Here is a 5,767-nt window from a genome sequence, read left to right as displayed (position 1 = left end):
GGCCGGGGCCGCTTCGGCGGGCACGTGTCGGACCTCCGCCGTAGCGTCGGGGCCGTGAGCGAGAACGAGACCCCGGACCCCACCCAGAACGCCGAGAAGGACCCCGAGACGTGGGTCACCGGCGACGAGCCCATGACCGGCCCGCAGCGCAGCTACCTGCAGACGCTGGCCCGCGAGGCCGGCCGCGAGCTGCCCGACGACCTCGACAAGGCGCGCGCCTCCGAGCTCATCGACGAGCTGCAGCGCGAGACCGGCCGCGGCCAGTGACGCGCGGTCGCTGACGCGCGACCGCTGACCACCTCCCGCTGACCACCTCCCGCCGACCCGTCCCCGCCGAGAGGAGCACGGCGCTGAGCGAGAGCCTCCTCGTGAACCTGGTCGTCGACGCCGCCGACCCCCGGCTGCTGGCGAACTGGTGGGCCCAGGCGCTGTCCTGGCGGCTCGGCTACGCCGACGACGACGAGGTCGACGTGGACCCGCCCGAGGGCGAGCCCGGCCTCGGGCTCGTCTTCGTGCCTGTGGACGACGTCAAGACCGGGCCGAACCGGATCCACCTGGACCTGGACACCTCCTCCCCCGCCGAGCAGCGCCGGACGGTGGAGCACCTGCTCGACCTCGGGGCGCGCCCCGCCGACGTCGGCCAGGGCGAGGTCCCGTGGACGGTGCTGGCCGACCCGGAGGGCAACGAGCTGTGCGTCCTGGACCCGCGGCCGGAGTACGACGGGTGCGGGTCGGTGGCCGCGATCGTCTGCCGGGCCCTCGACCCGCCCGCGCTCGCGGACTTCTGGGCACCGCTGTCCGGCTGGCGGCGCGTGCGCGCCTCCCCCGACGTGCAGGCGCTGCGGCACGGCGGTTCCGGTCCCCACCTGGAGTTCGTGCGCAGCCCCCACCCGCACGCGGGCAAGAACCGCTGGCACCTGGACGTGCGCGCCCGCCGCGGCGGGCGCGGCCGCGAGCACGTCGTCGCCGAGGCCCTGCGCACCGGCGCCCGCCACGCCGACGTCGGCCAGGGCGACCGGGTGCCGTGGACGGTGCTCGCCGACCCGGAGGGCAACGAGTTCTGCGTCCTGGGCGGCGAGGTCTGAGCCCGCCCGGGCCGAGCGGGCGGCCCGGGCGGGCCCGCCCTCAGGGCAGCAGGAGCAGCTTGCCGGTGCTGCGCCGGCCCTGCAGGTCCTCGTGCGCGGCGCGCGCCTGCTCCAGCGGGTAGGTGCGCCCGACCCGCACGTGGAGGCGGCCGGCGGCGACCCAGCCGAAGACCTCCTCGGTGCGCGAGAGCAGCTCGGCGCGCGTGAGGGTGTAGGAGGCCAGCGTCGGGCGGGTGAGGAACAGCGAGCCGAGGGCGTTGAGCCGCTGCACGTCGAAGGGCGGCACCTGACCGCTGGAGCCGCCGAAGACCACCATGAGCCCGCGCGGGCGCAGCGCCTGCAGGCTCGCGTCGAAGGTGTCCCTGCCGACGCCGTCGTAGACGACGTCGACACCGCGGCCGCCGGTGAGCTCGCGGGCGGCGCGGGTGGCCTCGGCGTAGCGGACCACCGCGTCGGCGCCCGCGGCGCGGGCGAGCTCGGCCTTCTCCTCGGTGCTCGTGGTGGCCAGCACGCGCCCGCCGCGCAGCTTCACCATCTGCGTCAGCAGCAGCCCCGTCCCGCCGGCGCCCGCGTGCACCAGCGCCCAGGTGCCGTCGCTGACGCGGTGGGTGTCGGTGCACAGGTAGTGCGCGGTCAGCCCCTGCAGCAGGACCGCGGCGGCGGTGGCGGCGTCGACCCCCGCGGGCACGGGCACCAGCTCCGCGGCGTCGACGAGGACCTGCTCGGCGTAGCTGCCCGGCGCCTCCTTCCACGCCACGAGCTGCCCCGGCGCGAAGCCCTCGACGCCCTCGCCGGTGGCGAGCACCCGCCCGGCGCCCTCGCCGCCGAGGACGGCGGGCAGCTGCAGCGGGTAGACGCCGCCGCGGCGGTAGGTGTCGATGTAGTTGACGCCCGCGGCCTCGACGGCCACGAGGACCTGCCCCGGCCCGGGGCGCGGGTCGGGGAGCTCGACGACGGTGAGGACCTCCGGTCCTCCGGTCCGGGTGATCTGCACGGCGCGCACGGGCGCGATGCTGCCAGCCCGCGCCCCCACCGGCCCGCCGGGCGCGCGGCCGGGGGTGCCGCCGGCTCAGCCGCCGGTGCTCTCCCGCACCACGAGCTCGCCCTTGACCGACAGCAGCCGGGGCGGGGCGTCGGAGCCGGCGAGGCGGTCGGCCAGCAGCCCGAGCGCGAGGTCGGCCATCTCGGAGCGGTCCAGGGCGATGGAGGTCAGCGTGGGCGCGGAGTACTGCGCGCCCTCGACGTCGTCGACGCCGAGGACCGCCACGTCGTCGGGCACCCGGCGCCCCAGCAGGCGCAGCGCGCGCATGGCGCCGAAGGCGATGAGGTCGTTGGCGGCGAAGATCGCGTCCACGTCCGGGTGGGCCCGCAGCAGCTCGGTGGCGCCCTCGAAGCCGTGCCGGCGCTCCCACTCCGGCACCGGCCACAGCAGGTCGGGGTCGACCTCGATGCCGCTGCGCTCCAGGGCGGTGCGGTAGCCGGCCGCGCGCTGGGCGACGACCGGGGAGCGGTGGGCGGACTTGTCGCCGAGGAAGGCGATGCGCCGGCGGCCCGCGTCGAGCAGGTGCTGGGTGGCGGTGGTGCCGATGTCGATCGAGTCGATGGTCACCCGGTCCAGGCCGGAGCCGTCGCCGTGCTCGCCGATGAGGACCGCCGGCGTGCGGTCGCGGCGCAGCGCGAGCTCCTCCACGCCCATCGTGAGCGGGACGAAGACCAGGCCGTCGACCATCCGCACCGGGAAGCCGGCGGCGACCTCGCGCTCGCGCTCGAGGTCGGCGTCGGTCTGCTCCACCAGCAGCGTCAGGCCGCGGGCGCGGGCGGCCGTCACCAGCGCCGAGGTCAGCTCCCCGTAGTAGGGGTAGGTGACGTTGGGCAGGGCCAGGGCCACCAGGCCGGTGCGCCCCTGGCGCAGCTGGCGCCCGATGCCGTTGGGGCGGTAGTCGAGGCGGTCGATGACGGCCCGGACCCGCTCGCGCATCTCCGGCCGCACGTGGGGGTGGTCGTTGACGACGTTGGAGACGGTCTTGATGGACACGCCCGCCGCCTCGGCGACGTCTCGCAGCGTCGTCGCACGCGCGGTCGCTCGGGAGGTGGGCACCGGCGCATTGTGCCACCGGCACCTTGACGGCGTCGCCGACTTCGCGTTGACTGCCTTCCAACGTTGCAATCACGGTTGCAATCACACCGACGTGACGCGAACCCCAGGAGACTCCTCGTGCGCACCGCTCGACTGGCCCTCGACCCCGCCTTCACCGTGGGCCCCGTCCCACGCCGCCTGTTCGGCTCGTTCGTCGAGCACATGGGCCGCTGCGTGTACACCGGCATCTTCGAGCCCGACCACCCCACCGCGGACGAGGACGGCCTGCGGACCGACGTCCTGGAACTCACCAGGGAGATCGGCCCGACGGTCGTCCGCTACCCCGGCGGCAACTTCGTGTCCGGCTTCGAGTGGGAGGACTCCGTCGGCCCGCGCGAGGAGCGCCCGCGCCGCATCGACCGCGCCTGGCGCTCGGTGGAGACCAACCAGTTCGGCCTGGCGGAGTTCGACGCCTGGGCCCGCAAGGTCGGCACCGAGACGATGATGGCCGTGAACCTCGGCACCCGCGGCCTGCAGGAGGCCTGCGACCTGCTGGAGTACACCAACCTCGACTCCGGGACGAAGTTCTCCGAGCTGCGCAGGGCGCACGGCAGCAAGGACCCCTTCGACATCAAGCTGTGGTGCCTGGGCAACGAGCTCGACGGCCCCTGGCAGACCGGCCACAAGACCGCCGCCGAGTACGGCCGCCTCGCCGCCGAGACCGGCATGGCGATGCGCTCCATCGACCCGAGCATCGAGCTCGTCGCGGTGGGTTCCTCCAGCCGCTCGATGCCGACGTTCGGCGAGTGGGAGTCCACCGTCCTCGACCTCGCCTACCACGCGGTGGACTACGTCTCCTGCCACGCGTACTACGAGGAGAAGGAAGGCGACGTCGGGAACTTCCTGGCCTCCGCCGTCGACATGGACCTGTTCATCGAGCAGGTCGTCGCGACCGCGGACGCGGTGCGCGCCAAGGGGAAGCACTCCAAGAAGATCAACCTGAGCTTCGACGAGTGGAACGTCTGGTACCAGTCGCGCCCGCACCACGCCGAGGGCGTGCAGCCGTGGGACGTCGCCCCCCGCGTCATCGAGGACGAGTACTCCATCACCGACGCCGTCGTCGTCGGCACCCTGCTGAACTCGCTGCTGCGCCACAGCGACCGCGTGACGATCGGGGCGCAGGCCCAGCTCGTCAACGTCATCGGCCTGCTGCGCAGCGAACCGGGCGGCGACGCCTGGAAGCAGACCATCGCGCACCCGTTCGAGCAGGTCCGCCGGCTGGCGAGCGGGGACGTCCTGCAGGTCGTCACGCAGTCCGACAAGTACGAGAGCTCGAACTTCGGCGGCGTGGACGTCGTCGACGCCTCGGCCACCTGGGACGAGGAGACCCTCACGCTGTTCCTGGCCAACCGCGACCTGTCGGAGCCGGCGTCCGTGGACGTCGCGCTGCGCGGTTTCGGCGTGGACCGCGTCTCCAGCGCGAAGGTCCTCGCCGCCACCGAGGGCCAGGACCGGCACACGACGAACGCGACGGGCGACCACCAGCAGGTCGGCCTGCGCCCGCTCGAGGACGTCAGCGTCACCGACGGCACCGCGACCGTCGTGCTGCCGCCGCTGTCCTGGGCCGTCGTGCAGCTGCGCAAGGGCTGAGCCGCCCGGCCGGCCACTGGCCGGCCGACCGTCCGCGTCCCCGCCGCATCCGTGCGGCGGGGACGCGGCGGCGGTGTCAGAGCAGCAGGTCCGCGGGGCGCACGACCGCCCGCCAGGCGGGCACCCCGCCCTCGACCGCGGCCGGGGTGGGCACCAGCTCCGGCAGCCGGTCGGCCGCCACGAGCGGGCCGAGGTCCAGGGCCGTCAGCTCCGCGATGTCGGCCACCGGCACCTGGAAGGTGCGGAAGCCCCCGATCTCGGGGACCTCCTGCGCGGAGAGCGCGCCGACGACGTCGGCGACGAGCGGGGTCTGGTCCAGCACGAAACCGGTGCTGGCCAGCTGCGGTGCGCCGCCGTCCCGCGCCTCGCGCAGGTGCGCGGCCACCTTGTAGAAGCGGCGCGGGATGCGCACCCCGCGGTAGTCGGGGTCGTCGTCGGCGAACACGGGCCCGGTGACGACGACGAGGCGCTGGTCCCAGCGACGCGCGTGGTCCAGCACGTGGTCCTCCAGCCCCAGCCACAGCTCCAGGGACTGGTTGAAGCGCGAGGCCTGCGGGGCGGCGTTGGCGTAGGAGAACGTGTCGGCGTTCGCCTCCCGCGCGTCCGGCCCCCAGCCCGCGTCCCGCCGGCGGACCAGGTGCCCGCGGTCGAAGTCGTTGCGCGCGTAGAGCTCCGCCCCGGCCTGCTCGTCGGGGGCGATGCGCGGGTCGAGGAACCAGGCGTCCCCCGAGCGCGGGACGTCGACGAGGCTCGCCCCGTCGACGGCCACGACCGTCGCGGCCGCCAGGCGCCGGTCGGGGCGCTGGACGACCGAGAAGTGCGTGTAGGGCAGGACCACGACCTGCGTGCCGTCGGTGGGCAGCGGCACCGGCACCGGCGGCCCGGGCGCCAGGAACCGCGGGTCGTAGCCCGCGCGCCCCGACAGCTGCGCCGCGCCGGATCCGCGCTCCCGCAC

Annotated in this window: 6 protein-coding genes; 3 read left to right on the top strand and 3 right to left on the bottom strand. The window is 74.9% G+C overall.

Annotation, left to right across the window (positions count from 1 at the left end):
* Positions 1–54 precede the first annotated feature (54 nt).
* Positions 55–267 carry a DUF3072 domain-containing protein gene (locus tag GTQ99_RS26340; RefSeq protein WP_166617276.1) on the top strand — a complete coding sequence of 71 codons (213 nt, stop codon included), beginning with the start codon at positions 55–57 and terminating at the stop codon, positions 265–267.
* A 101-nt stretch (positions 268–368) separates the two neighbouring features.
* Positions 369–1,085, top strand: a complete 717-nt coding sequence (locus tag GTQ99_RS18930; protein ID WP_166617275.1) for a VOC family protein — start codon at positions 369–371, stop codon at positions 1,083–1,085.
* 40 nt (positions 1,086–1,125) lie between these two features.
* Here GTQ99_RS18930 and GTQ99_RS27165 read toward each other — a convergent pair whose 3' ends face one another.
* Together GTQ99_RS27165 and GTQ99_RS18920 are read right to left on the bottom strand one after the other, a co-directional pair.
* Positions 1,126–2,088, bottom strand: coding sequence for a zinc-binding dehydrogenase (locus GTQ99_RS27165; RefSeq protein WP_166617274.1), 963 nt, complete (start codon positions 2,086–2,088; stop codon positions 1,126–1,128).
* Between the two features lie 66 nt (positions 2,089–2,154).
* Positions 2,155–3,183, bottom strand: a complete 1,029-nt coding sequence (locus tag GTQ99_RS18920; RefSeq protein ID WP_166617273.1) for a substrate-binding domain-containing protein — start codon at positions 3,181–3,183, stop codon at positions 2,155–2,157.
* A gap of 117 nt (positions 3,184–3,300) precedes the next feature.
* Here GTQ99_RS18920 and arfA point away from each other — a divergent pair, with 117 nt between their 5' ends.
* Positions 3,301–4,812 carry an arabinosylfuranosidase ArfA gene (gene arfA, locus GTQ99_RS18915; RefSeq protein WP_166617272.1) on the top strand — a complete coding sequence of 504 codons (1,512 nt, stop codon included), beginning with the start codon at positions 3,301–3,303 and terminating at the stop codon, positions 4,810–4,812.
* Between the two features lie 76 nt (positions 4,813–4,888).
* Here arfA and GTQ99_RS18910 read toward each other — a convergent pair whose 3' ends face one another.
* On the bottom strand, positions 4,889–5,767 hold the full coding sequence (locus GTQ99_RS18910) for a DNA/RNA non-specific endonuclease (RefSeq protein ID WP_166617271.1): 879 nt from the start codon (positions 5,765–5,767) through the stop codon (positions 4,889–4,891).

Source organism: Kineococcus vitellinus (genome assembly GCF_009906315.1).
Classification (GTDB): Bacteria; Actinomycetota; Actinomycetes; order Actinomycetales; family Kineococcaceae; genus Kineococcus; species Kineococcus vitellinus.
The sequence above is the reverse complement of the archived record's forward strand: the minus strand, read 5'-3'. Positions and strand labels throughout refer to the sequence as shown.